The organism is Winogradskyella marina (genome assembly GCF_015645385.1).
In the GTDB taxonomy this organism is placed as follows: Bacteria; Bacteroidota; Bacteroidia; order Flavobacteriales; family Flavobacteriaceae; genus Winogradskyella; species Winogradskyella marina.
Genome location: NZ_JADOET010000019.1, coordinates 26,107 through 51,771, shown reverse-complemented (window position 1 = coordinate 51,771; position 25,665 = coordinate 26,107). Strand labels below are relative to the sequence as shown.

The following is a 25,665-nucleotide window of genomic DNA, read 5'->3' as shown; positions in this document are numbered from 1 at the left end:
ATTATCTATTCAGATAGACTCGTCCTTGTTGTGGTTCACGTTCACCATCATTAAATTCTAATATGTAAAAATAGACTCCAGCCGGAAGTTCAGTGTCATTATTTTTAGAGGTTCCATTCCATTTAGGTGAATTAATATCTCCTTCATATAGAATATTACCGTATCTATTAAAAACACTTAACTTAAAATTAGGGTATAACTCATCTAACCATAAAATATCGAAAACGTCATTAATTCCATCGTCATTTGGTGAAAAACCATCAGGTATTAAAAGTTCTCCAATACAAGAAATTAAGCTTACTGTGAGTTCTAATCGAATATTACTTTCGCAACCAAATTCTGAAGTAAGGGCTCCATAATAAATAGTGCCATCTTGTAATGCTTCCGTATCATCATAAGGAGTGCCGTCCGTAGGTGCATCATACCAAATAACTATACCGTCATCAATTATGTTGTTAGTTAAGTCTGTTATTGTAGGATTGTCTCCCAAACAAAATTCAGAACCATTATCAATAATCTCTGGTGTAGGAAGTTCTTCAACTAATATTTTAATTGGCTCTATAGTGTCTGTAATTGCACTACAATTTTGTCCTAAAACAAATAATTGTGTAAGTGTTACAATAGTTAAACCTGAATTTGGTAATAATTCCTGAGGAATTGTAAAAGTTGCATTTCCTCCTGTAATTGAAATGGCTATTGTATTTACTGAGTTATTAGCTTCTGTGAGTTCGTATACAATAGAGTAGTCTCCGTCGGGTAGTTGGTTGGCGCCTGTGATATCTATAATGGCATCCTGATAACCAGCACATAAAAGATTATTATCTATTGACATTGTTAGACCTGTAATATCAGGAAGGTCAATAATAGTAACAGTTACACTAGCAGAATTAGTGATACCACACTCTGCTGAAGTTACAGAATACGTGTAAATACCAGCGGTATCTATAGTTGGATCAAAAACTCCTGTACCACTGGTTAGTGCAGGTGACCAGGTACCACCGACGTCTGGAGTACCACCTAAACTATCAAAAAGATCTACTGGGTCTGTTTGGTCTATACATAAGTTAAGCGTATCGTCGATTCCAGCATTTGGTTCTGCTAATATTGTAACGGTAACAGTAGCTGTTGCCTCCGGACAAGCAGTGCCAGTGCTAGAAACCGTATACGTATATGAGCCAGCAGCATCTATGCTAGGATCAAATAGCCCTGTTCCACTGGTTAGTGCAGGCGACCAAGTACCACCAACATCAGGAGTGCCACCTAAACTATTAAATAAATCGACGGATGTATCCGAACTACAAAACTCAATTGTACCATCAGAGCCTGCATCGTTCGTGTCTGAAAAAGAAACATCAACTGTTGCCGAGCTAGTGCCACACAAATTACTTACGGTGTATGTGTAGTTGCCTTGAGGATCTATATTAGGGTCTAAAATTCCAGATCCACTATTTAGTGCAGGTGACCAGGTACCACCAGCTTCTGGAGTTCCGGCTAAACTGTTAAATAAATCTACTGTATTTGTTGAGTCACATAAATTGAGTGTACCATCACTTCCTGCATTTGGTGTTTGTAAAACTGAGACTATAACGGTTGCCGTTGCATCAGGACAAGCAGCGTCAGTGCTAGAAACCGTATACGTATATGAGCCAGAAGCATCACTACTAGGATCAAAAAGACCAGTTCCACTTGAAAGAGCAGGCGACCACGTTCCACCAACATCAGGAGTGCCACCTAGACTATTAAATAAATCAACGGGTGTATCCGAACTACAAAGCTCAATTGAACCATCAGAGCCTGCATCGTTCGTGTCTGAAAAAGAAACATCAACTGTTGCCGAGCTAGTGCCACACGAATTGCTTACGGTATATGTATACAGCCCTTCAGAATCTATATTTGGGTCTAAAACTCCAGATCCACTATTTAGCGCAGGTGACCACGTACCACCAGCTTCTGGAGTTCCGGCTAAACTGTTAAATAAATCTACTGTATTTATTGAGTCACATAAATTGAGTGTACCATCATTTCCTGCATTTGGTGTTTGTAAAACTGTGACTATAACGGTTGCCGTTGCATCAGGACAAGCTGCGTCAGTGCTAGAAACCGTATACGTATATGAACCAGCAGCATCACTACTAGGATCAAAAAGACCTGTTCCACTTGAAAGAGCAGGCGACCACGTTCCACCAACATCAGGAGTGCCACCTAAACTATTAAATAAATCAACGGTTGTTTCCGAACTACAAAGCTCAATTGAGCCATCAGTACCAGCATCATTTGAATCAGAAAAAGAAACATCAACTGTTGCAGAACTAGTGCCACACGAATTGCTTACGGTATATGTATACAGCCCTTCAGAATCTATATTCGGGTCTAAAACTCCAGATCCACTGTTTAGCGCAGGTGACCACGTACCACCAGCTTCTGGAGTTCCGGCTAAACTGTTGAATAAATCTACTGTATTTGATGAGTCACATAAATTGAGTGTGCCATCATTTCCTGCATTTGGTTCAGGTAAAATTGTAACAATCACAGAAGCAGAATCGTCAGGACAAAGGGTTTCACTATTTAGAACAGTATAGGTGTAAGTGTTCGCGGCATCTAATGTTGGGTCAAAAATTCCAGTTCCACTAGCAAGAGCTGGTGACCAAGTACCACCAGTGTCTGGCATTCCGCCTAGACTATCAAATAAGTTTATAAGGGTTGTGTCGGTACTACAAATTTCAACACTACCATTAAAACCAGCAGTATTAGCATCAATAGTAGTAACTGATACACTTGCCGAAACATCACCGCATATTGAGTTTATGGTATAGGTATAAACGCCATCAGCATCACTATTTGGATCAAAAATCGCTGTTCCGCTTGAAAGTGAAGGTGACCAAGTTCCTCCTGGTTGAGGTGTGCCATTTAAGCTTTCAAATAAATCAACAGTATTTAAAAGACTACATAGAAGTATTGTGTTATCATTACCTGCATCAGGTGATTGCTCTACGGTTACTTCAACAATAGCTATATCATCTGAACAAGGATCAGTTCCTGATGTTGAGTATGTATACGTGCCACCAGAATCTACAAGTGGATCAAAAACTCCCGTTCCACTAGTTAATGTTGGTGACCAAGTTCCACCGGCCTGAGGTGAACCACCAAGGCTATCAAAAAGATCTACAGAGCCATCATCTGTACAAACTGTAACAGACCCATCTATTCCTGCGTCTAAAAAAGGAGTTACATTTATTGAAATTGTGGCGGTTACATCTGCACATGGAGTTGTGCCTGTAACTGTGTATGTATATGTGTCACTTGTATCTATTAAAGGGTCATAAATTCCTGTGCCACTTGCTAGGGCTGGCGACCAGGTTCCTCCAGTTTCGGGAGTGCCTCCAAGATAATTAAATAAGTCTAATGTTCCATTATTACTACAGATATCAACTGTCGCATCTAAACCAGCATCAGGTTCAGGTATGATAATAACATTTACATTTGCTGATGCATCAGGACAAGGTGCAGTACCAGTAAGTGTATAGGTGTATATTCCAGGGGTATCAACTACAGGGTCAAAAACTCCTGTACCACTTGTTAGGGCTGGCGACCAGGTTCCACCAGTTTCGGGAGTGCCTCCAAGACTATTGAATAAATCTATTGCCGTTGAATCATTATCACAAATTTCTACGACACCATTTGAACCAGCATTTGGCAACGGATTTACAATTACCGTAACCGTTGCAGATTCGTCAGGACATGGAGTATTTCCTGAAAACGAATACGTGTATGCACCAGGACTATCTATGGTAGGGTCAAAAACTCCAGTTCCACTATTTAATGCTGGGGACCAAACACCTCCAATATCAGGTGTTCCGCCTAAACTATCAAATAAATCTATAGTTGTGTTATCATCGCAAAGATCAATACTGCCATCTTCACCAGCATTATTAAACGGTGCGACAGATACAGTTACTGTTGCTGTAGTATCTAAACAAGGAGGCGTGCCACTAACGGTATATGTATAAATACCTTCTGCATCTACGCTAGGATTAAATTCACCTGTACCACTTGCAAGTGATGGCGACCAAACACCTCCTGTTTCGGGTGTGCCACCTAAGCTTAGAAATAAATCTACAGTGTCGCTATTACTACATAAGTCTAAACTAGCATCGGTACCAGGATTGGGTGCCGGAAAATAGGTTACTGTAACCGTTGCAGAATCATCTGGACAGCTATTATTAGAACTTACGGTATAGGTGTAAATTCCTTCTGCATCACTATTAGGATCAAAAATTCCTGTTCCACTATTTAATGCAGGAGTCCAGGTTCCTCCAGTATCCGGTGTACCTTCAAGTTCTGAAAATAAATCGACTGTTGTACTCGTATTATCACATAAATCTAAGGTGCTATCTTCACCAGCATTTGGCGCTATATCTAAAACAACTAAAACAGAAAGTCGTCCTGTACTTTCACAAGGGGGATCTGTAGTTGTAGCATAATACGTTTGTCCATCTATTAAAGGTGTGGAAGGAGGTAACTCTAATGCTGAAAATAAGGAGATATACCAATTATTGTTTCCACTTGCTTCTAAATCGCCTATGGTTGGAGTGAATTCTGGCGTGACACAGAATCTTTGAATCATATCTCCTGTTGGAATTGGTGTAGCTCCAACAAGTACTAAAACCGATAGTCTCGATGTTCTACAGCTTCCATCTAAACTTGCTTGATCTGCGTAATAAATGGTGTTATCCATTAAGACATCATCCTCATTTAATGGTGTGCCACCAGAAGATGATAAATACCATTGAACATCGTTTCCAATGGCCTCTAAATCGCTTACTGTTGCAAGCGAAGGGTCATCTAAACAAACTCCTTGAAAATTTTCGCCTTCTGGTGGTCCAGAAATTGTAATGTCTACTCTAGCTCTAGTGCCACAAGCTCCAGAACTATCATCGGCATAATAATCTTCACCACTAATTAAACTGTCTGAATTTGATAATGGAACCGTTGAGGTTGGAGAATCATACCATACAATACCACCTCCATTATCGATGGCTTCTAAATCGCCAACGAGAACAGATTCCGTATCGCATAGATACTGTGTACTGTTGGTAACTGTTGGACATTGTGCGTTAACTGCAGTAAATCCACAATAAACTGTAATAAGTAGAAATGCTAATCGTATAGGATCTCCTTTAAAACTGTACTGTTTGGCTTTCATTAAAAAAATTTAATATAATTGCTTTTGTTGAAATCAACGCCATGTATTTAAGAACAGCAAGTTCGTTTTTTATAATTATTTACTTGCTTGATTGAGAGATAGAGGGAAAACAAATATATGTAAATAGCCTATAGATAGCAAAATTAAAACATACAGTTTTGTAGTTTTTTTATTGGAGCAAATGTACTATATATGGGTGTTTTGCAATTTTTAGAACCCTATAATTATTCGGTAGTTTGCTTTTTAATCTATTAACTCATACATATATAGCTCTCAATTCGTATAATTAAATTTTTGAAATTGTAACTAATTTTAGTTCTTTTTAATTCATTATTAATGTAAATACGTTGTTTAAACTTATTGTTGCAGTTCTGTCATACCTTCATTAGAATTGTATTGCATCAAATATATTCCGGTATTTAAAAAGGTTTTGTCGGTTGTTTTTTGATAATCGAATTTGAGGTGTGGTTGTTCTGAACGTGTTGTGTTTAATAAATTGTCAGGTGATGAATCTTGAGAAATTCTTAATAAAATATCAAAAGTGACATTGAAACCTAAAATGGCATGTCGTGTTGGTTTAGCACTATATAGATCTTCGTATTTGTTTTCAAAATCTGTAATATCTATTTTGTTTTGTGGATTTGATGTGGAAGGAAAGATAAGTTGTAAAATTCGGTATCTCATATCTGAAACTTCACTTTGTTTTGGTAATAACGACGACTCTAACATTACCAATTGAATATTATGATTTGATAATTTACCCATTAAAGCCGTAGTTGTATTAAGGAGTACAATCGTTTTGTCACTGTCAAAAACAATGTGGTTTAGTCTGTTTTTGTTCAGCACTTTTTCTAAGGCATCAGATTTGAAAAATCCTGCATTATCAACTTTTAAGAATTTTGCTTCGGGTAATGCATTCGAAATTAAATCCTTGTGTCTAGCTTCATCAAGATCACTAATTACAATAACATTTGAGTTTTTTTGAGCTAAATAATTTAAGGTTTTAGTGATTTGAGTCGTTTCAGAAGGAATAGATTTATAAACAGTAATACTATCACTTGATTCAATGTTAGACTCAATGTCGATAATAGATATTGGTGCATTAGAATCAATACTTGGAAAGGTTGTACTCGTATCCGAAAAAGGTACTAAAATAGCGTTTTTGTTGTGTGGACTTTCAATCGTTATGTTCGATTTTGCTATGTTTTTCTTTATTAACGTAACATCAAAATTTAAGTTAAGCGCTTTTGCAGAATCAATAGCAACTTGAGACCCTTGGAAAAAATCGATATACTTTTGAAACTCGGAATTGATGCTAATCATTTTTTGCCGTTCTTCTGGCGAACTTAATTCTTGTCTAGAAAAAGGGGTGTAAAAATAAATGCCATTTGAAGTTTCTGTATCTAAATTGGCGAACAGGACTTCATTTTTATTCGAGTAGATTTTTGTTGTTGAATCCTCATTGTTAGAATCTGCTGTTGCAACTGTATCCGTAGTGTCGTTAGTGCCAGCTGAAGAAGATGTGTTAACAGTAGTGCCAGAAACACCAATTGGCATTTTAATTATATCACCAGCAATAACAGCAGTTAATAGTTTTGGGTTTAAGTTTGTGAGTTCTTCAATAGTCATACCTGCTTTTTGTGATAAACTAAAAAGCGTCTCTTTTGGTTCTATGACATAATTCTTATAATTGGTTGTGCTTAATGAAGAATCGGGTTTTGTTTCCGTAACGTCTGTTACCTCAGTCATCTCAGTCACCTCAATTGCATCAGAGGGGGCTTCAGGGTCAAAACCTATCTCACTATCATTTATTTTTAACCTATGGCCAGCCATAAGCATTGGAACAGTGTGTGGATTTTTTGATTCAAGTTCTGAAATACTCATGTTAAAACGCTTAGCTAAACTAAACTTAGTGTCTCCGCGTTGTACAATGTATTCATCAGAAGAGGTGTCTATAGAAACTTTATCTGGAATAATTAACGTTTGTCCAATTTGTAAAAACTCGGATAATCTATCTGAATTTGCAGCTTCTAATTGAGCGACGCTAATACCATTTTCTCTAGCAATTCCCCATAGCGTTTCACCTTTTACAACGTAGTGCTCACCCTCTTTGGCGACTGGTTTGATTTCTTCAATACTTTTGTCCACGTTTATCACATGATCTGCTTGAAGCATACTCACAATATGTGGGTTTTGTTGCTCTAACATTGTAATACTAACACCAAAGCGTCGAGATAAACCAATTTTTGTTTCACCACGTTTTACAATATAATTACTTATTTTGTTTTCGGTAATTACAGTATTGCTAGACGTCCCAGTTGTATTGCTTGAATTTGGAATTCGTAAGACATTGCCAGCATAAATGACATCTCTAGAACCTGGGTTAAGTTCAAAAATGGCGTTTACATGGACTCCATACTGTCTAGAAATTTTATAAACGCTTTCCCCTTTTTGAATGGTATGTTCGGTATAGCTTTGTTGAGCTACACTAAGTTTAGAGCATAAAACCAAAACTAAGATTAGCGTAAAATATTTCCCCATTCCCTTTTGAAATTTAATTGTAAAAAATTGTAAATTAAGTAGTTGTATAGGCTTCTTTTGAGGTTTTAAAAATAATATAAGTCCATAAGAAAGGGGGCTATTCTCAAAAAAAAACTTAATTAAAAACGCGCAAAAAATGTAAATAAAATCCTATTTGATACACGCATTAAAAATACTAAAAATTAACGCTACATACGCTATTTTTTTACTTGTTATCAACAGGATGTTAACAATATGCTATGTTGATTTTTGTTATTGTTATTTAGGGATAAACTGATTTTGACTTATAAGGTGAAAAGTCTATAATAGTTCGCTATAACACGCAAGGATATAGTATCTTTGTAGCCTTAAATAAAAAACAATGAGCAATATTGTAGCTGTAGTAGGTCGTCCTAATGTAGGGAAATCGACATTTTTTAATCGTTTAATTAAAAGACGTGAAGCTATTGTTGATGCTGTTAGTGGTGTTACAAGAGATCGTCATTATGGCAAAACAGACTGGAATGGAAGAGAGTTTTCTTTAATTGACACAGGTGGTTATGTTGTTGGTAGTGATGACGTTTTTGAAGCGGAAATAGATAAACAAGTAGAATTAGCTATTGACGAAGCAGATGCTATAATTTTTATGGTAGATGTTGAAGATGGAGTTACAGGAATGGATGAAGACGTTGCTCAATTGTTAAGAAAAGTAACAAAGCCTGTCTTTTTAGTCGTTAATAAGGTGGATAATAATAAACGTTTAGAAGATGCTGTTGAGTTTTACTCACTTGGTTTAGGCGATTATTTTGCAATTGCAAGTATAAACGGAAGTGGAACAGGCGATTTATTAGATGCTGTTGTTGAAGCTTTGCCAGAAAAAGAAGACGTAGAAGAAGATGAGTTGCCTCGATTTGCTGTGGTCGGAAGACCTAATGCAGGGAAATCTTCGTTTATTAATGCTTTAATTGGTGAAGATCGATATATCGTAACTGATGTGGCAGGTACAACACGCGATTCTATTGATACAAAATATAACCGTTTTGGTTTCGAGTTTAATTTAGTAGATACGGCTGGTATTCGACGTAAAACCAAAGTTAAGGACGATTTAGAGTTTTATTCTGTTATGCGTAGTGTAAGAGCAATTGAGCATTGCGATGTGTGTTTAGTGGTTTTAGACGCAACTCGTGGGTTTGATGGACAGGTTCAGAATATATTCTGGCTAGCCGAACGAAACAGAAAAGGAATTGTAATTCTAGTTAATAAATGGGATTTAGTTGATAAAGACACTAAAACAGCTAAAGAATTTGAACAGCATATTAGACGAGAAATTGCTCCATTCACAGACGTACCAATTGTTTTTATTTCAGTTTTAAATAAGCAACGTATTTTTAAAGCTATTGAAACAGCTGTTGAGGTCTATCAGAATAGAACGAAACGAATTAAAACAAGTGTGCTCAACGAAACATTATTACCCATTATTGAGCAATATCCACCACCTGCAAATAAGGGTAAATTTGTGAAAATAAAGTACATTATGCAGTTGCCAACTCCGCAACCTCAATTTGCATTTTTCTGTAATTTACCACAGTATGTTAAAGATCCTTATAAACGTTTTTTAGAAAATAAGCTCCGCGATGAATTCGATTTTAATGGTGTTCCAATAAGTGTTTATATGAGAAAAAAATAGTAGTTTTAATTTTATATGAATAGAATTAAGTACGTTATTTTTATCTCATGCCTTTGGTTATGTCATTTCTATGGGTTGTCCCAGAATTTCCCTCCAGAAATAAGTGTTACAGGTGAGCAAGTATATTGCCCTGAATCACAAATGCCAATTGTAACATCTGTAGCTATTACAGATCCCAATCCCGGTGATACATCACTTTCAGAAGTTTTTGTACAAATTTCTGAAGGTTATCAAAACGGACAAGACACTTTAGAATTAATTGGAGTAAATCCTAATGTTACCTCAAGTTGGAATGCAGCAGAAGGACTTTTAACCTTGTCTGGTCCAGCAACTTTTGCTGAGTTTGATAATGCTGTTGGAAATGTGGTTTTTAAAACAACTCAAACCAACTTTACTCAAGATAGACAGTTTTCAATCAATTTAGGTGATGCAAATTATTTGCCAAGTACAGGACATTATTATTTTTATGTGTCCGATCCAGGCATAACTTGGACAGAAGCGAGAGATGCAGCCGAAAGTCAAACCTATTTTGGTTTGCAAGGATATTTAGCAACATTAACATCTGAAGAGGAATCACAATTAGCCGGAGAGCAAAGCGCAGGTACTGGATGGATTGGAGGTTCAGATGCCGAAACTGAAGGCATTTGGAAATGGGTTACAGGTCCAGAGGCTGGAATGGTGTTTTGGGAAGGTGGCGTTAATGGAGGTCCTCCAAATGATGAATTTTCTTTTTGGAATAATAATGAACCTAATAATGTAGGTAATGAGGATTATGCACATATAACAGATTCATCTATTGGGAATGTTGGTGCATGGAATGATTTGGCGAATACAGGAGCCGCTGATATTTACAGTCCTTACCATCCTCAAGGTTATATCGTTGAATATGGAGGAATGCCAAATGAATCTGAAATAAACCTTTCTGCCAGTAGCACGATTTTAATGCCAAGAATTTTAAATAATGCTATCGCAGTATGTGGAACAGATCCTTTTACCATAACGGCAGAAGTTTCAACTTCAGATGTGTGGTGGTTTGAAACACCAACGTCTACAACACCAATTCATGTAGGACTAGATTACGATGTAACTATTAATACGACCACAACATATTGGTTGCTGCCAGTTGTTCAAGGTTGTCCGACGAATACGGAACGGTTTCCTTTTACAGTAACTATAAATACGATACCTAGTGTAAATGATATCACCATCAGCCAATGTGAAGATGAGGTAATGGATGGTATTTCTAATTTTAATCTAAATGCGTATAACGATGTTATTGTAAATGGAAGTTTGAACGATATAGATGTCAATTTTTATGAAACAATAAATTTATCTGTTCCCATAAGTGGTAATTATACCAATATTACCAATAATCAAGTTGTTTATGCGCAAGTTGTGAATAGCGCCACTAACTGTAGTGCAATAGCAGAAATCTTATTATCAGTAAACGAAAATATTTCAAATTATACGGTGTTAGCAGAGTGTGATAATGTTAACGAGACAGGTTTGGTTAGCTTTGATTTAGCACTTGCCGAAAGTCAAATTTTAAATTCGTTGGAATCAGATGTGATTGTTATTGGGTATTATGAAACACATAGTGATGCCTTGCTTCAAGACAATCAATTGAATACTAATTTCACGAATACGGAACCTTATAATCAAACCATTTTTGCACGACTAGAACAAAATGGAAGTTGTTATAGTATCGCTGAGGTTACTTTAAATGTAGAACCGTTGCCTAACATAGTTACCGAAGATGTTTTGTATTATTGTTTAAATAGTTTTCCGGAAACTATAACCTTAGATGGTGGAATTATTAATGAAGCTCCAAATAACTTTTACTACAATTGGTCTACAGGAGAAACAACAATGACTATTGAAGTTAACCAACCAGGAACATATACCGTAGACGTAACAAAACCTTTTGGTTGTACTAATAGGAGAACAATTTCAGTATTACCATCAGAAACAGCAACTTTTGAAACTATTGATGTTAGCGATTTGTCGGAAAACAATACTATTTCTGTTCTTGTATCGGGTGAAGGAGATTATGTTTATACATTAGACGATGAAGACGGAATTTATCAAACGTCAAGTACTTTTGAAAATGTACCTGCAGGCATTCATACTGTATATGTAAAAGATATTAAAGCAGATTGCGGTAGTGTATCAAGAGATATTTCTGTCTTAGGTTTTCCAAAATTCTTCACACCTAATGGAGATACTGTAAACGATATATGGCAAATTACAGGTTTTAACTCAGATTTGTCGGGTACTGTTCGTGTCGAGATATTTAATCGCTACGGAAAACTTGTTGGGATTATAAATTCTACGAACCAGTATTGGGATGGTACACACAACGGAAAATTATTGCCAACTGACGATTATTGGTTTGCTGCTGAGTTCATAGATGGTAGAACATTTAATGGCCATTTTACGCTTAAACGCTAATTTTATAAATATTTTAAGAGTTTTCATACGATTTCTCGCGTACTTGCGTTTTTAAATCAGCTATTCATCAATCAATCAGTCAAGCAACATGAAAAAACTAGCCATAGTTTTTGCATTCTTATTTGCATTACAGTCATTTTCTCAAGAAAAATCATTCGAAATAATTGGAACTCTAAAAGCTGAAGATTCTCAACAGCCATTAGAATCTGCAACCGTTTATTTAGAGCGTGTTAAAGACAGTTCAGTTGTTACTTATACCATTTCAGACAAAGACGGAAAGTTTAAAATTGAAAATTCAACATACGATAAAGACTTAAATTTCTATGTGTCTTATGTGGGTTATAAAACGTATTTTAAAAAGATACCAATAGACAAAGAGGTGATAAATTTAGAGACAATAAGCCTGTCTTTAGATAACCAACTTGGTGAAGTTTTGGTAAAATCTACAGCGCCAATAACTATTAAAAAGGACACTTTAGAATTTAACGTAAAATCGTTTAAAACTAAAAAAGATGCCAATGTTGAAGATTTATTAAAACAATTACCAGGAGTGGAAGTCGATGAAGAAGGAGGTATTACAGTAAATGGCAAGCCCGTAAATAAAATATTGGTTAACGGAAAGCCTTTTTTTGGGGATGATCCTACGATTACCACTAAGAATTTAACCAAGGATATTATTGAGAAGATTCAGGTTGTAGATACTAAAACTAAATCCGAAGCTTTTACAGGTGAAGAAGGAGACAAGGAAAACAAAACCATAAATCTAACCATCAAAGAAGAAAATAATAAAGGTGTTTTTGGTCGTGTATCTGCAGGTGCGGGAACTGATGAGCGCTATGAACTTGCAGGCATGGTAAATCTGTTTGATAATGACCGAAGAATTAGTGTGCTCGCAGGAGGAAATAATACAAACACACCAGGATTTAGTTTTGGTGAGATTTCAAAAATGTTTGGACAAGGTAGCAGTGCTTCTTTTAATAGTAATGGATCTTTTACTATTGACGGTCGTTCTTTTGGAGGAGGAGAAGGCATTACAACATCTCAAAATGCAGGTGCTAACTATGCTGATGTTATTGGAGAAAAAACAGATGTGGCAGCAGATTATTTTTTCACGTCGAGTAATTCTGAAAATGAATCATCATCTGAACGCGAAACTATTCTATCGGATTCAAGATATTTTACAAACTCAAATTCTAGATCAGAAAATGATACTGATAATCATTCTTTTAACTTGGAATTTGAAATTGAAACGGATTCAACCTTTCAAATTAACATTGAACCTTCCTTTGGTTATTCTAAATCGAGAACACTGTATTCTAGTAACGAAGAAACTTTAGATGAAGATATGTTGCTTACAAATCAATCTAATGTTAACTCAAATGTAGAGCGCTATGTAAAACGATTCTCTAATGAAATTAGTGTAACCAAAAAATTAGGGAGTCGAGGAGCTTTTATTAAGGCTGAGTTAGAAACACGAATCAATCAACAGGAAAGTGATGACTTTTTAAATTCAAATACGGAGGTTTTTGGAAGCAATCCAGAAAACATAGATAGAAATCAGTTTACAGAGGGAGAAAATAACAGTTATGGTATTTCAACAAAATTATCCTACAGACTGCCAATCATAACTAAAAAATTCTTCTTGAATTTAGATTATGAATATGCTAAAGATAAAGACAATAACAGAAAAAGTACTTTCGATTTTAACACTTTAGATCAGGATTTTACAGATTTTAATACGGATTTAAGTACGGATTTTCAATACACGGATTATAGAAGTATTCCATCGGTTGGATTGTCGTATAGAGGTGAGAAGTTTTCTACGAGTTTCGATTTAGGTTATAATATTAGAACTTTAAAAAATCAAGATGTTTTACGACCAGAATTTAATGTTGAACGGAATTTTGAAAATTTAGAAGTGAATTCTTATGTAGGCTATACGTTTAGTCCAAAATCTTCTATAAATGTTAATTATTGGTTAGAGAATCAACCGCCAGGATTACGGCAACTTCAAGCGTATGAAGACGTGTCAAACCCACTTCAAACCATCATTGGTAATCCTGATTTAGAACCTTCAAATAACCATGGTCTTTATCTTGGATATAATGGGTTTGATTGGCAAAAACGTACGGGTTTTTATGTTGGTATTAATGCTAGTCTTACAGATAATCAAGTGGTGTCTAAAACTACTATAGATGAAGAAACTCTTAAACGAACAACAACTTATGTTAATATAGATGGTAATTATAATATTGGGTCTTGGGTAAACTATAGTAAAGATTTTAAGATTGATACATTAAGAACTGTTAAACTAAAGTTGAGGGCAAGTTATAATACATCAGAAAGAATTAATTTTAATAACGATGTTAAATACGCGAGTAAGTCTGATAGAATTTCACCAAGACTTGGTATCGATTTTATATGGAAGAAAGTATTAGAATTTAAACCGTATTATCAGGTAAGTTATACTAATACTGCCTATGATATTGAGGCTTTTGACGATCGTGAATTTACAAGCCATAATGCCGGATTACGAACTGCAACATTTTTACCTAAAAACTTAGAATGGAGAAATGATATCAGTTTTAATTATAACCCTAATGTTGCTGATGGTTTTCAAAAAAGTGCTTGGTTTTGGAACTCAACCTTAGCCTATAGTATGTTTAATGATAAAGCTATTGTAACATTAAAGGTATACGATTTATTAAATCAAAACACCAATGCTGTGCGTATCGCTACTCAAGATTATATTGAAGATAAACAAAGTACAGTTTTAAGACAGTATTTTATGCTGAGCTTAAGTTATAAGTTTAATAGCTTAGGAAGTAAAGGAGAAACAGGAGATGGAGATTTTATCATTTTTGATTAATCTAGAATAGGTGATGAGGTTGAGGTATTAGGTGTAAGGAATTAGGTAGAATCAGTTTGTAGGTAATAGGAAACTACTAACCTTATTAAAAAATTACGTTAATTGATTGTCGTTTATTCTTGTGTGTTCAATTAAAGAAGGCGATACTAAGAACCATTTTATTTTACCGAACACCGAACACCGAACACTAAGTACAGAACACTGAACACTGAGTACTGAGTACTGAGTACTGAACACTGAGAGTATAAGTTGACGATTACCAGCTTCCGCCAGCTCCTCCACCAGAGAAACCACCTCCGCCACCAAAGCCTCCGAAACCGCCTCCTCCTCCGAAGCCTCCTCCAGAGCTGCCGCCAAAACCACCAGAAGATGAACCGCGAGAGTAGCTTCCTCGACCCATATTACTTAAAATTATGGCTTCAAGAAGACTTCCGCTTCCTGAGCGATTTCCTCTATTTCCACCATGGCCTCCACCACGAGTTTTGGAAATAGCAATGATAAAAATGATAAAAATGATAACTAAAAAGATGATTACCTCTATGGGCATTCCTCCTGAGGATTGCGGTCTGTTATTTTTATAAGCACCACTCAGTACGTCAAATATAGCGTCAGTTCCTTTGTCTAAACCTTGGTAATAATCCCCTTTTTTAAATTCTGGAATAATGACATTTCTGGTCAGTTCTCCTACAATTCCAGCTGTAAGTCTATCTTCCACACCATAACCAGGTGAAATCCATATTTCACGATCAACTCTAGCAAGTAATATAAAAACTCCATTGTCTTCTTTTGCTTGCCCAATGCCCCATTTTTGTCCCCATTTTGGAGCTAATAAACCAATATTTTCACCTTTGGTTGTTGGAATTATAACGACAATAACTTCCGTTGATGTGCTATCACTGTACCTTTCTAATTTTCGAGATAGGTTATCAAATTCATGTTGCTTAAGAACCTTGGTACTGTCTATTACGGCTGGAATAAAATCGGGTTTATCAGGAATGTTATATTGTGCATTCGCAGTAAAACTAAAGCTTATTATAAAGCCAAAAGAAAGAGTTAATATGAAACGTTTGATCCTATTCATTAGCTTTTTGAAATCGTGTTGTCCAATTCGTTGGTATCATTGTGTTGCCAAGGAAAGTGTTTTGATAATGATTTGCCAGATTCCATTACACCATCAATAATTCCCTGTTTAAAGTTCTTAGATTTGAATTGTGCTGCAATTTTATCGCGTGTAGAATTCCAAAAATCAGCACCAACAATATTGTTAATGCCTTGGTCTCCACATATTACAAAAGATTTATTCTCAACAGCAATATAGATTAATACACCATTGCGTTGTGCGGTATTATCCATTTTTAAATAATGAAAAACTTCTAAGGCATGTTCGTAAACATCGCTCTCGCAATTTTGTTCAATATGCACACGAATTTCGCCAGAGGTTTTACTTTCAGCAACCTGAATCGCTTCTACAATCTCCTTTTCATCTGCTTCACTTAGAAAATCTTCCAGTTTAGACATGGTTAGTGGGTATTAAAAATCAAATTCTACATCCACTGGTTTTTCAGCTCCAGCTTCAGAATCAAAATATGGTTTCTCATCAAAATTTAAAAAACCAGCTAAAATTGTATTTGGAAACGTATTCACATGAACATTATAAGGTTTTATTTGTTCGTTATATCGCGTTCTTGCTGTTTGAATCGTGTTTTCCGTACTTGTTAATTCGTCTTGTAATTTTAAGAAATTTTGATTGGCTTTTAGTTCAGGGTAGCGTTCTACAGTGACTAATAAACGAGACAATGCACTACTTAAACCTCCTTGTGCTTGGTTGAATTGTGATAATTGTTCTGGTGTAATATTAGATGGATCAATGGTTGTTTTTGTAGCTTCAGACCTTGCTTTAATAACAGCTTCTAAAGTGTTTTTTTCAAAATCAGCAGCACCTTTTACTGTGTTTACTAAATTTCCAATTAAATCGTTTCGTCTTTGGTAAGACGTCTGAACATTTCCCCAAGCTTCTTTTACGTTTTCGTTAAGTGTGACCGCTGTATTATTGAAGTTTTTCCCCCAAGAATAAAAACCGAATCCAATGATTGCAATTACGATTACAGGAATTAGCCATTTTTTCATGATAGTTAGTTTTAAAGTTGTGTTTTAATTTTGTTGAGTTGTGCTTTAATGCTTTCTAGCTTTTCGATGATTTCAAATTTTTCTAAAGCTTGTTTTTTTTCTTCTTTAAGATGTGTTTTTGCACCTTCAAGTGTAAATCCTCTTTCTTTTACTAGGTGGTAAATGAATTTAAGGTTCTTAATATCTTCTGGTGTGAATTTTCTATTGCCTTTAGCGTTTTTCTTTGGCTTTAAAACGTCAAATTCCTTTTCCCAAAACCGAATTAACGAAGCATTAACTTTAAAGGCTTTGGCCACTTCGCCAATCCCGTAATATCGTTTTTCTGGTAGATTTATATGCATCTTAATCGAGAGATTGGTTTTCTAATGATGCTTTTCTAAGCAATATATCGTATTCTTCAGCAGATAAATTACCGTAGTAAAAATTGATAGGATTTATACGTTCACCATCTTTAAAGATTTCATAATGTAAATGTGGAGCTTCAGAACGCCCTGTGCTACCAACATAACCAATTAAATCGCCACGCTTAACGCGTTGATTGACTTTAACATTAAATTTATACATGTGGGCATATAATGAAATATAACCATAGCCATGATCTATACGAATGTGATTTCCGTAACCTGTAGATCTGCTGTCCGCACGTTTTATAACTCCATCACCTGAAGCATATATTGGTGTACCACGAGGAGCTGTAAAATCCATTCCGTAATGAAATTTTCTAACCTTTGTAAATGGGTCAGTTCTGTAACCATAGCCAGATGCCATACGCGTCATATTCTCATTGCTAATTGGTTGAATAGCTGGTATGGCTTCTAAGAATTTTTCTTTGTCTTCCGCTAATTTTGCTATTTCATCTAAAGATTTAGACTGTACTACAATAGCTTTTTCTAAAATATCTAAGCGTTTATTACTTTCTGCAATTAATTTGGTGTTATCAAAGCCTTCAAATTTTTTATAACGATTAATACCACCAAAACCTGCTCTTCGTTGTTCGGTTGGTATTGGGTTGGCTTCAAAATAAAGTCTGTAAATTGCGTTGTCGCGTTCTTCAACATTTTCTAGTGCTGCAATGGCATCATCCATACGCTTGTTTATCAATTCGTATTGCAGCTCCATATTTTGCAATTCTCTTGCTAACTGGCGTTCTTTTGGCGACTGAATATATTGGCTAGCAATGAAAACTGCTAAAAACCCAAATAGAGCAGCAGCAGTTAAAAACGCAGCTACATATTTAAAGGTTGTAGATTTCTTACGCTGTATTTTGCGATAAGAAAGCGTTTCAGAATCATAATAATATTTTACTTTAGCCATGTTCGAATTTATGCTATTTTTGCAGCTAATAAGCCTATAAAGTAAGTGGCTTAAACTAGTGTAACGTTCAAAGATAAAAAAATGTTTTGCATTTGCGCTAATTTAATAGAAACAAGCTCTAATTTTTATATATGAAGTCTCAAGATATAAGATCTAAATTTTTAAACTTTTTTGAAGAAAAACAACACCTTATTGTTCCTTCTGCACCAATGGTATTAAAGAATGATCCAACATTAATGTTTGTTAATGCTGGTATGGTGCCTTTTAAAGAATATTTTTTAGGGAATTCAGACCCAAAGAAGAATAGAATTACAGATTCGCAAAAATGTTTACGTGTTTCTGGTAAACATAATGATTTAGAAGAGGTTGGTTATGATACTTATCATCACACCTTGTTTGAAATGTTGGGAAACTGGAGTTTTGGAGATTACTTTAAAAAGGAAGCAATTGCATGGGCTTGGGAATTGCTAACCGAAGTTTATAAAATAGATAAAGAGATACTGTACGTTACTGTTTTTGAGGGGAGTGATGATGACGACAACCTTAAAATGGATACTGAAGCTTACGATATTTGGAAACAATATATTTCTGAAGACCGCATTTTAAAAGGCAATAAAAAGGATAATTTTTGGGAAATGGGAGATCAAGGCCCTTGTGGTCCTTGTAGTGAAATCCATGTAGATATAAGATCTGAAGACGAAAAAGCAAAGGTTGATGGAAAGACATTAATAAACATGGATCATCCGCATGTGGTTGAAGTATGGAATTTGGTTTTTATGGAATTCAACCGAAAAGCAAATGGGTCTTTAGACGAACTGCCAAATAAGCATATTGATACAGGAATGGGATTTGAGCGTTTATGTATGGTGTTGCAAGGTGTGCAATCTAATTATGATACTGACGTTTTTACACCGATTATTCGTGAAATTGAAACTATTACCGATAAAAAATATGGCAATATTGAGGACATTGATATCGCAATCCGAGTAATTTCGGATCATGTACGTGCCGTAGCATTTTCAATTGCCGATGGTCAATTACCAAGTAATACAGGTGCAGGTTATGTAATTCGTAGAATCTTGCGAAGAGCAATTCGTTATGGGTTCACATTTTTAGATAAAAAAGAGCCATTTATTTATCGTTTGGTTGATGTGTTGAGCAAAAAAATGGGTGATGCATTCCCAGAAGTAAGAGCACAAAAAGTGTTGATTGAGAACGTCATTAAAGAAGAAGAAGCGTCATTTTTAAGAACATTAGATCAAGGTTTGGTTTTGCTGAATCGTATTGTTGAAGATACAAAAGGCGATACGGTTTCTGGTGAAAAAGCTTTTGAATTGTATGATACTTACGGTTTTCCGATAGATCTAACCGCTTTAATTTTATCTGAAAAGCATTTAAAATTAGACGAAAAAGGCTTTAAAGATCATCTTCAAAAGCAAAAAGACAGATCGCGTTCAGCAAGTGAAACATCTACCGAAGATTGGACGGTTTTATTTGAAGACGACGTTCAAGAATTCATTGGTTACGATACGCAAGAAGCTAATGTGAAAATTGCTAGATACCGAAAAGTTACGTCTAAAAAAGATGGTGAAATGTATCAGCTTGTATTTAACTTAACACCATTTTATCCTGAAGGAGGAGGCCAGATTGGAGACAAGGGATTTCTTCAAGATAATCAAGGAGATGTGGTCTATATTTTAGATACTAAAAAGGAGAATAATGTTATTATTCATTTAGCAAAAGAATTACCAGACCATATTAATGATAGTTTTAAGGCTGTTGTAAGTAGTGAACATAGAGCATTATCGTCGAGCAATCATACAGCAACGCATTTGTTGCATCAAGCATTACGAGCAGTTCTAGGAGAGCATGTTGAGCAAAAAGGATCGTTGGTAAAACCAAAGTCATTGCGATTCGATTTTTCACATTTTTCTAAAGTCACTAATGAGCAATTACAAGAAATAGAAGATTTTGTAAATTCAAGAATAGAAGGGCATTTACCATTAGAAGAACAACGAAATATTCCGATGGAAAAAGCTGTTGAAGAAGGAGCCATGGCATTGTTTGGTGAGAAATATGGAGATACAGTAAGAACGATTCGTTTTGGAAAGTCTATAGAATTATGTGGTGGAATTCATGTGAAAAACACCGCTGATATCTGGCATTTTAAAATTATATCCGAGGGAGCTGTTGCAGCGGGAATAAGACGAATAGAAGCTATTACAAATAAATCTGTTAGAGATTATTTTTCTGAAAACAACTCAGCTTTCTTAGAAATGAAAGGCTTATTGAATAATGCTAAAGAACCTGTAAAAGCATTAGAGCAGCTACAAGCGGAAAATAATGATTTAAAAAAGCAGATTGAAGGGCTTTTAAAGGATAAAGCGAAAAACATAAAAGGAGAACTTAAAAGTGAATTAACGGAAATAAACGGCATTCAATTTTTAGCTAAAAAATTAGATTTAGATGCTTCAGGAATTAAAGATGTTTGTTTTGAATTAGGAAGCCAATTTGATAATCTGTTCTTATTATTTGGAGCTGAAAATAATGGAAAAGCAATTTTGTCTTGTTATATTTCTAAGGAATTAGTTGCTAGTAAAAACTTAAATGCAGGAACAATAGTAAGAGAACTCGGAAAACACATCCAAGGTGGAGGTGGAGGACAACCGTTCTTTGCTACGGCAGGAGGAAAGAATCCTAAGGGTATTGAGGCTGCTTTGGAGGCTGCTAAGGGGTATTTATAGTATAGAAATTACTCAGAGATTCGCAGAGGAGAAACGCAGAGACTCACAGAGAATAAGGTTATAGTTTTTGTGCTGTTTTTGAATTTAAATCAATTAGTAACTTTGAAGAATAATGTGTATTCATAGGCTCATGTTTCTCTGTGAAACTTCGTGAGACTTAGCGAATCTCTGTGTAAAATAAACCATGAAACTACAAACACAAATACCACTAAAACCACAACAACACAATCAAATAGATTATAACTCTAAAGTGGTGTTATTGGGTTCGTGCTTTTCTGAAAATATAGGTGAGAAGTTTAGTTATTTTAAGTTTCAATCTGAGGTTAATCCTTTCGGTGTTTTATTTCAACCTTTGGCAATAGAAAGCTTAATTACAAATGCCATAAACAAAAAGGAATATACAGAGAAGGATATTTTTTTTCAAAATGAACAATGGCATTGTTTTGAAGCGCATTCTCAGTTAAGTTCGGCTTCAAAAGAAGAGGTGTTGCTTAATTTAAATGATCAAATTACAGCAACAAAGCAAAACATTAGTGAAGCAACTCATGTTATAATTACCTTAGGAACAGCTTGGGTTTATAGAGAAAAAGCGATAGATACAATAGTTGCCAATTGCCATAAAGTTCCGCAAAAACAATTTTTAAAAGAGTTACTTTCTGTAGACACTATTACCGAATCACTTCGTGCTATAATTGCCTTATTAAAAAGTGTGAACCCTAAACTGAGTTGCCTTTTTACAGTTTCACCTATTAGACATATTAAAGATGGTTTTGTTGAAAATATGCAGAGTAAAGCACATTTAATTTCAGCCATTCACAATGTTGTTGAGCCAAGACATCAAAACTATTATTTTCCGTCTTACGAAATACAAATGGACGAGCTTCGTGATTATCGTTTTTACGCAGCGGATATGATTCACCCAAATCAAACTGCTATTAGGTATATCTGGGAAAAGTTTCAGAGGGTATGGGTTTCAGAATCAGCTTCTGTAACTATGGATGAGGTTGAAACCATTCAGAAAGGACTTCAACATAAACCGTTTAATTCAGCATCTGAAGCGCATGAAAAATTTCTTCAAAAGTTAGCGGATAAAAAAGCAAAACTTCAGGCTGAATTTCCGCATATTGCTTTTTAATAGTTTTTAAAAAAAGTGTAGCTAACAATTAAGTTAAGATGTGATTTTAAGCTATGTTAATACGCGTAGTGCTGCGTTTTTAGACGATTTTACGAATGCATATTCGTACAATGCTAGCGATTAATCAACAAGTGGTACTACAACTTACAATCCTTAATCTGAAGGTTAAGTAGTTGTAATTATTCAATATGTTTACGAGCTGTAAAACTGAAATTTTTGTACTTTAAAATAGGTGAATCAATGATTACTTCACTCTAACACTGTCTGGAACCAAAACGGTATAATCTCCGTTGTTTCTAATAACATCGCGAACAATAGATGATGAAATAAATGATGTTTTTGCTGCAGTTAATAAAAATACAGTTTCAATTTTAGATAGTCTTCTATTGGTGTGAGCAATGGCTTTTTCAAATTCAAAATCAGCAGGATTACGCAAACCTCTGAGTATAAATTTTGAATCAATTTCTTTACAAAAATCAATGGTTAAACCTTTGTATGTTACCACCTTTACTTTAGGTTGATCTTTAAACGCTTCTTCAATAAACCGTTTTCGTTCCTCTAAAGAAAACATGTAGTTTTTATCCGCATTGATGCCTATGGCAACAACAACTTCATCAAACAGTTTTATACCACGTTTTATAATATCGAAGTGCCCATTAGTAATTGGGTCAAAGGATCCAGGAAAAAGTGCTCTTTTCATCAAAAAGGTTTTGCGGTTTCCGTCATAAATTTTTGGAAACTTTTATAGATTCAAATATAATTATTATTTATTCAAAGCTTCTTCAATAGCATTTCCAAATAAATCCTTCAAAGGAATATTAGCTTCTTTGGCTTGCTTTGGTAAAATGCTTTCTTCGGTAAGACCTGGTACTGTATTTACTTCAAGCAAATAAGGTTCGTCATTTTTAAATATAAATTCACTTCTGGTAAAGCCTTTCATACCAAGGTTTTCGTATATTTTTTTTGCAGCACTTCTTACTTTAGTCGCATAATCTTCAGAAATTCTAGCTGGTGTAATTTCCTGCGATTTACCTAGATATTTAGCTTCATAGTCAAAGAAATCGTTCTCAGATACAATTTCGGTTATTGGTAACACCAGTGTTTCCCCTTTGTATAAAATAACACCAACAGAAACTTCAACACCATCTAAATACTGTTCAATAATTATTTCGCTATCTTCTTTAAAGGATTTTTCTACGGCAACTTTTAAACCGTCTTTTTTATATACTTTAGAAATTCCAAAACTGCTACCAGCTCTATTGGCTTTTACAAAACATGGCAAGCCCACTTTAGCAACGATGGCATCTTCATCAATACAATCTCCAAGATTCAGGTAATAACTTTCGGCAGTTTTAATACCGTAAGGCTTTAGTGCAGATAATAAATCACGCTTATTAAAAGTTAATGCAGCTTGATACATGGAACAACTTGTTTGCGGCATGTCTATCAATTCAAAATAAGCTTGCATATAGCCATCTTCACCTGGCGAACCATGAATGGCATTAAAAACACAATCGAATTCTATTTTAGTTTCATTTACTAAAACCGAAAAGTTATTTTTATCAACAGGAAACTCTTCTTCCATATCGTTAACAAAAACCCATTTGTTTTCGAAAATATGGATGCGATAAGTGTTATAGATTTCTTTATCTAACGTGTTGTAAACCAAATTACCACTCATAAGGGAAATTTCATATTCACTAGAATAGCCTCCCATTATAATTGCAATATTTTTCTTCATCTTTATGCTGAACTTATTTCAGAATCTGTACCTAAAAAAAGGCCGTTTTTTAATTTAAAAAGCGATTGTGTAAAAGTATCAATTATTTTCAAGAATCTAATTCTCTAAATCATACGTATTTTATTTTTGTGTCGTTATTATTTCTTAGTTTTGTCAACAATTATTTGCATATGAGTTTTGTAAAGTTTCTTACCAGTAAAGTATTTTTTAAACAATTGGCGATTGCCGTTGTAGCTGTAGTAGTATTATGTTTTCTAGCCTTGAAATGGTTAGATTCAACAACTAATCATGGCGAATTTGTAGTCGTCCCTGATTTAAAAGGGAAATCGTTAGAAACGGTTAATATTGAATTAAAAGATCATGATTTGGCGATGGAAATACAAGATTCTGCTAATTATAATCCAAAATATCCTAAATATTCTGTGATAGAGCAAAACCCAACTGCTGGATCGCATGTTAAGGAAAATAGAAAAATATACTTAATCTTAAACCCTTCTGGTTACCGTAAAGTTGAAGTGCCAAATATTTTAAAGCGCACTTTTAGACAAGCCAAACCTCAATTAGAAGCCTTAGAGTTTGAAATAGGTAAAATAACGTATAAAGACGCCATTGGCGAAGGGGTTATCTCGATGTCACATAAAGGTGAATCGTTAAAGCCTGGAACATTATTGCCCTTAACATCTAAGATAGACTTGGTTTTAGGTAACGGTAAACTATAATTTAAGATAATGCCAAATATTCCTGAAAATTCAGACCAAGAAGAAAACGAGTTATACGAGCATCACGCGTTTAGAGTTGTTGCAGGTCAACAACCACTTCGTATCGATAAATATTTAATGAATTTTATTGAAAATGCCACACGAAATAAAATTCAAGCGGCAGCAAAAGAAGGCAGTATTTTTGTCAATGATGTGCCCGTAAAATCGAATTATAAAGTTAAGCCAAACGATTATATTACGGTTAAGTTTGAGCATCCACCTCATGAAAATTTGCTTATTGCAGAAGATTTACCAATAGATATTGTTTACGAAGATGACGATTTACTTGTGGTCAATAAACCTGCAGGAATGGTGGTACATCCAGGACATGGAAATTATTCTGGAACTTTGATTAATGGACTTATTTTTCACTTTGAAAACCTACCAAATAACTCAAGCGAACGTCCAGGTTTAGTGCATAGAATTGATAAAGATACCAGTGGATTGTTAGTGGTTGCAAAAACCGAACAAGCCATGGCACATTTGTCTAATCAGTTTGCAAAGAAAACATCTGAGCGCGAATATGTAGCACTTGTTTGGGGAAATGTTGAAGAAGAGGAAGGTACGATTGAAGGTAATATTGGTCGTCACCCTAAAAACAGATTACAAAATACCGTGTTCTTAGATGATGACGGAGAACAAGGAAAACCAGCTGTAACACATTATAAAGTTTTAGAACGTTTAGGATATGTTACTTTGGTGAGCTGTAAGCTCGAAACTGGTCGTACACACCAAATCCGTGTCCATATGAAACACATAGGACACACGCTTTTTAATGACGAACGCTACGGAGGAGAACGCATTTTAAAAGGAACTACATTTACAAAATATAAGCAGTTTGTAGATAACTGTTTTAAGATTTTACCTAGACAAGCCTTGCATGCTAAAACTTTAGGGTTTGTACATCCAACGACAGGTGAGTTTATGCAGTTTCAATCTGAAATTCCTGAAGATATGACACAATGCATAGAAAAGTGGAGACAGTATGCTAAGCATGTTGACTAATTACAGTTACATTTAGTGTCTTGTAATATTAAGAATTACACGTCTTTCTGTTCAAGCTTCACATCAAAATAGTTATCGGTTATAACACTATCAAGATTAGTACTCACTAAT

16 protein-coding genes are annotated in these 25,665 nt (G+C 35.0%); 7 read left to right on the top strand and 9 right to left on the bottom strand.

Annotated elements, in window-relative coordinates; genetic code table 11:
* Position 1: 1 nt before the first annotated feature.
* Positions 2–5,203, bottom strand: a complete 5,202-nt coding sequence (locus ITJ86_RS15815) for a gliding motility-associated C-terminal domain-containing protein (protein ID WP_195872632.1) — start codon at positions 5,201–5,203, stop codon at positions 2–4.
* Between the two features lie 357 nt (positions 5,204–5,560).
* Positions 5,561–7,744: a LysM peptidoglycan-binding domain-containing protein gene (locus tag ITJ86_RS15810; protein ID WP_195872631.1), complete on the bottom strand. Its 2,184-nt coding sequence runs from the start codon at positions 7,742–7,744 to the stop codon at positions 5,561–5,563.
* A 361-nt stretch (positions 7,745–8,105) separates the two neighbouring features.
* On the opposite strand from ITJ86_RS15810, the gene der reads away from it, so the two are divergent.
* From der to ITJ86_RS15795, 3 genes are all read left to right on the top strand, one after another.
* Positions 8,106–9,410: a ribosome biogenesis GTPase Der gene (gene der, locus ITJ86_RS15805; RefSeq protein ID WP_195872630.1), complete on the top strand. Its 1,305-nt coding sequence runs from the start codon at positions 8,106–8,108 to the stop codon at positions 9,408–9,410.
* A 15-nt stretch (positions 9,411–9,425) separates the two neighbouring features.
* Positions 9,426–11,861, top strand: a complete 2,436-nt coding sequence (locus ITJ86_RS15800; RefSeq protein ID WP_195872629.1) for a T9SS type B sorting domain-containing protein — start codon at positions 9,426–9,428, stop codon at positions 11,859–11,861.
* 88 nt (positions 11,862–11,949) lie between these two features.
* The gene (locus ITJ86_RS15795; protein WP_195872628.1) at positions 11,950–14,730 is read left to right on the top strand and encodes an outer membrane beta-barrel protein; all 2,781 of its coding nucleotides are present in this window, start codon (positions 11,950–11,952) and stop codon (positions 14,728–14,730) included.
* A 256-nt stretch (positions 14,731–14,986) separates the two neighbouring features.
* Here the strand turns inward: ITJ86_RS15795 and ITJ86_RS15790 are convergent, their stop codons facing one another.
* Genes ITJ86_RS15790 through ITJ86_RS15770 form a run of 5 tightly spaced genes read right to left on the bottom strand, consistent with a single transcriptional unit; the run spans position 14,987 to position 18,171 of the window.
* Positions 14,987–15,811, bottom strand: a complete 825-nt coding sequence (locus ITJ86_RS15790) for a TPM domain-containing protein (protein WP_195872627.1) — start codon at positions 15,809–15,811, stop codon at positions 14,987–14,989.
* Positions 15,811–16,248, bottom strand: coding sequence for a TPM domain-containing protein (locus tag ITJ86_RS15785; protein ID WP_195872626.1), 438 nt, complete (start codon positions 16,246–16,248; stop codon positions 15,811–15,813). The genes ITJ86_RS15790 and ITJ86_RS15785 overlap by 1 nt, the downstream gene beginning before the upstream one ends.
* Positions 16,249–16,260: 12 nt before the next feature.
* The gene (locus ITJ86_RS15780; protein WP_195872625.1) at positions 16,261–16,857 is read right to left on the bottom strand and encodes a LemA family protein; all 597 of its coding nucleotides are present in this window, start codon (positions 16,855–16,857) and stop codon (positions 16,261–16,263) included.
* A gap of 11 nt (positions 16,858–16,868) precedes the next feature.
* Positions 16,869–17,198 carry a MerR family transcriptional regulator gene (locus ITJ86_RS15775; protein ID WP_195872624.1) on the bottom strand — a complete coding sequence of 110 codons (330 nt, stop codon included), beginning with the start codon at positions 17,196–17,198 and terminating at the stop codon, positions 16,869–16,871.
* A gap of 1 nt (position 17,199) precedes the next feature.
* The gene (locus tag ITJ86_RS15770) at positions 17,200–18,171 is read right to left on the bottom strand and encodes a M23 family metallopeptidase (RefSeq protein ID WP_195872623.1); all 972 of its coding nucleotides are present in this window, start codon (positions 18,169–18,171) and stop codon (positions 17,200–17,202) included.
* A gap of 131 nt (positions 18,172–18,302) precedes the next feature.
* Between ITJ86_RS15770 and alaS the strand changes: the two genes are divergently transcribed.
* Both alaS and ITJ86_RS15760 read left to right on the top strand, forming a co-directional pair.
* The gene (gene alaS / locus ITJ86_RS15765; RefSeq protein WP_195872622.1) at positions 18,303–20,915 is read left to right on the top strand and encodes an alanine--tRNA ligase; all 2,613 of its coding nucleotides are present in this window, start codon (positions 18,303–18,305) and stop codon (positions 20,913–20,915) included.
* Between the two features lie 184 nt (positions 20,916–21,099).
* Positions 21,100–22,050, top strand: coding sequence for a GSCFA domain-containing protein (locus ITJ86_RS15760; protein ID WP_195872621.1), 951 nt, complete (start codon positions 21,100–21,102; stop codon positions 22,048–22,050).
* Positions 22,051–22,294: 244 nt separating this feature from the next.
* Here ITJ86_RS15760 and coaD read toward each other — a convergent pair whose 3' ends face one another.
* Positions 22,295–22,750 (bottom strand): pantetheine-phosphate adenylyltransferase, encoded by a 456-nt coding sequence (gene coaD, locus ITJ86_RS15755; RefSeq protein WP_195872620.1) that lies wholly within the window; start codon positions 22,748–22,750, stop codon positions 22,295–22,297.
* A gap of 63 nt (positions 22,751–22,813) precedes the next feature.
* Positions 22,814–23,791 (bottom strand): D-alanine--D-alanine ligase, encoded by a 978-nt coding sequence (locus ITJ86_RS15750; RefSeq protein WP_195872619.1) that lies wholly within the window; start codon positions 23,789–23,791, stop codon positions 22,814–22,816.
* Between the two features lie 170 nt (positions 23,792–23,961).
* Between ITJ86_RS15750 and ITJ86_RS15745 the strand changes: the two genes are divergently transcribed.
* Complete coding sequence (locus ITJ86_RS15745) at positions 23,962–24,510, top strand: PASTA domain-containing protein (RefSeq protein WP_195872618.1); 549 nt, start codon at positions 23,962–23,964, stop codon at positions 24,508–24,510.
* A 9-nt stretch (positions 24,511–24,519) separates the two neighbouring features.
* Positions 24,520–25,554: an RluA family pseudouridine synthase gene (locus tag ITJ86_RS15740; protein ID WP_195872617.1), complete on the top strand. Its 1,035-nt coding sequence runs from the start codon at positions 24,520–24,522 to the stop codon at positions 25,552–25,554.
* The last annotated feature ends 111 nt before the right edge of the window (positions 25,555–25,665 follow it).

Bases quoted from the DNA above. Each gene is read 5' to 3' on its own strand.
- ITJ86_RS15780 (WP_195872625.1), bottom strand. From the start codon at position 16,857: ATGAAAAAATGGCTAATTCCTGTAATCGTAATTGCAATCATTGGATTC.
- ITJ86_RS15790 (WP_195872627.1), bottom strand. From the start codon at position 15,811: ATGAATAGGATCAAACGTTTCATATTAACTCTTTCTTTTGGCTTTATA.
- ITJ86_RS15815 (WP_195872632.1), bottom strand. From the start codon at position 5,203: ATGAAAGCCAAACAGTACAGTTTTAAAGGAGATCCTATACGATTAGCA.
- der (WP_195872630.1), top strand. From the start codon at position 8,106: ATGAGCAATATTGTAGCTGTAGTAGGTCGTCCTAATGTAGGGAAATCG.
- ITJ86_RS15800 (WP_195872629.1), top strand. From the start codon at position 9,426: ATGAATAGAATTAAGTACGTTATTTTTATCTCATGCCTTTGGTTATGT.
- ITJ86_RS15750 (WP_195872619.1), bottom strand. From the start codon at position 23,791: ATGAAGAAAAATATTGCAATTATAATGGGAGGCTATTCTAGTGAATAT.
- ITJ86_RS15810 (WP_195872631.1), bottom strand. From the start codon at position 7,744: ATGGGGAAATATTTTACGCTAATCTTAGTTTTGGTTTTATGCTCTAAA.
- coaD (WP_195872620.1), bottom strand. From the start codon at position 22,750: ATGAAAAGAGCACTTTTTCCTGGATCCTTTGACCCAATTACTAATGGG.
- ITJ86_RS15740 (WP_195872617.1), top strand. From the start codon at position 24,520: ATGCCAAATATTCCTGAAAATTCAGACCAAGAAGAAAACGAGTTATAC.
- ITJ86_RS15760 (WP_195872621.1), top strand. From the start codon at position 21,100: ATGAAACTACAAACACAAATACCACTAAAACCACAACAACACAATCAA.
- ITJ86_RS15785 (WP_195872626.1), bottom strand. From the start codon at position 16,248: ATGTCTAAACTGGAAGATTTTCTAAGTGAAGCAGATGAAAAGGAGATT.
- ITJ86_RS15770 (WP_195872623.1), bottom strand. From the start codon at position 18,171: ATGGCTAAAGTAAAATATTATTATGATTCTGAAACGCTTTCTTATCGC.
- ITJ86_RS15795 (WP_195872628.1), top strand. From the start codon at position 11,950: ATGAAAAAACTAGCCATAGTTTTTGCATTCTTATTTGCATTACAGTCA.
- ITJ86_RS15775 (WP_195872624.1), bottom strand. From the start codon at position 17,198: ATGCATATAAATCTACCAGAAAAACGATATTACGGGATTGGCGAAGTG.
- alaS (WP_195872622.1), top strand. From the start codon at position 18,303: ATGAAGTCTCAAGATATAAGATCTAAATTTTTAAACTTTTTTGAAGAA.
- ITJ86_RS15745 (WP_195872618.1), top strand. From the start codon at position 23,962: ATGAGTTTTGTAAAGTTTCTTACCAGTAAAGTATTTTTTAAACAATTG.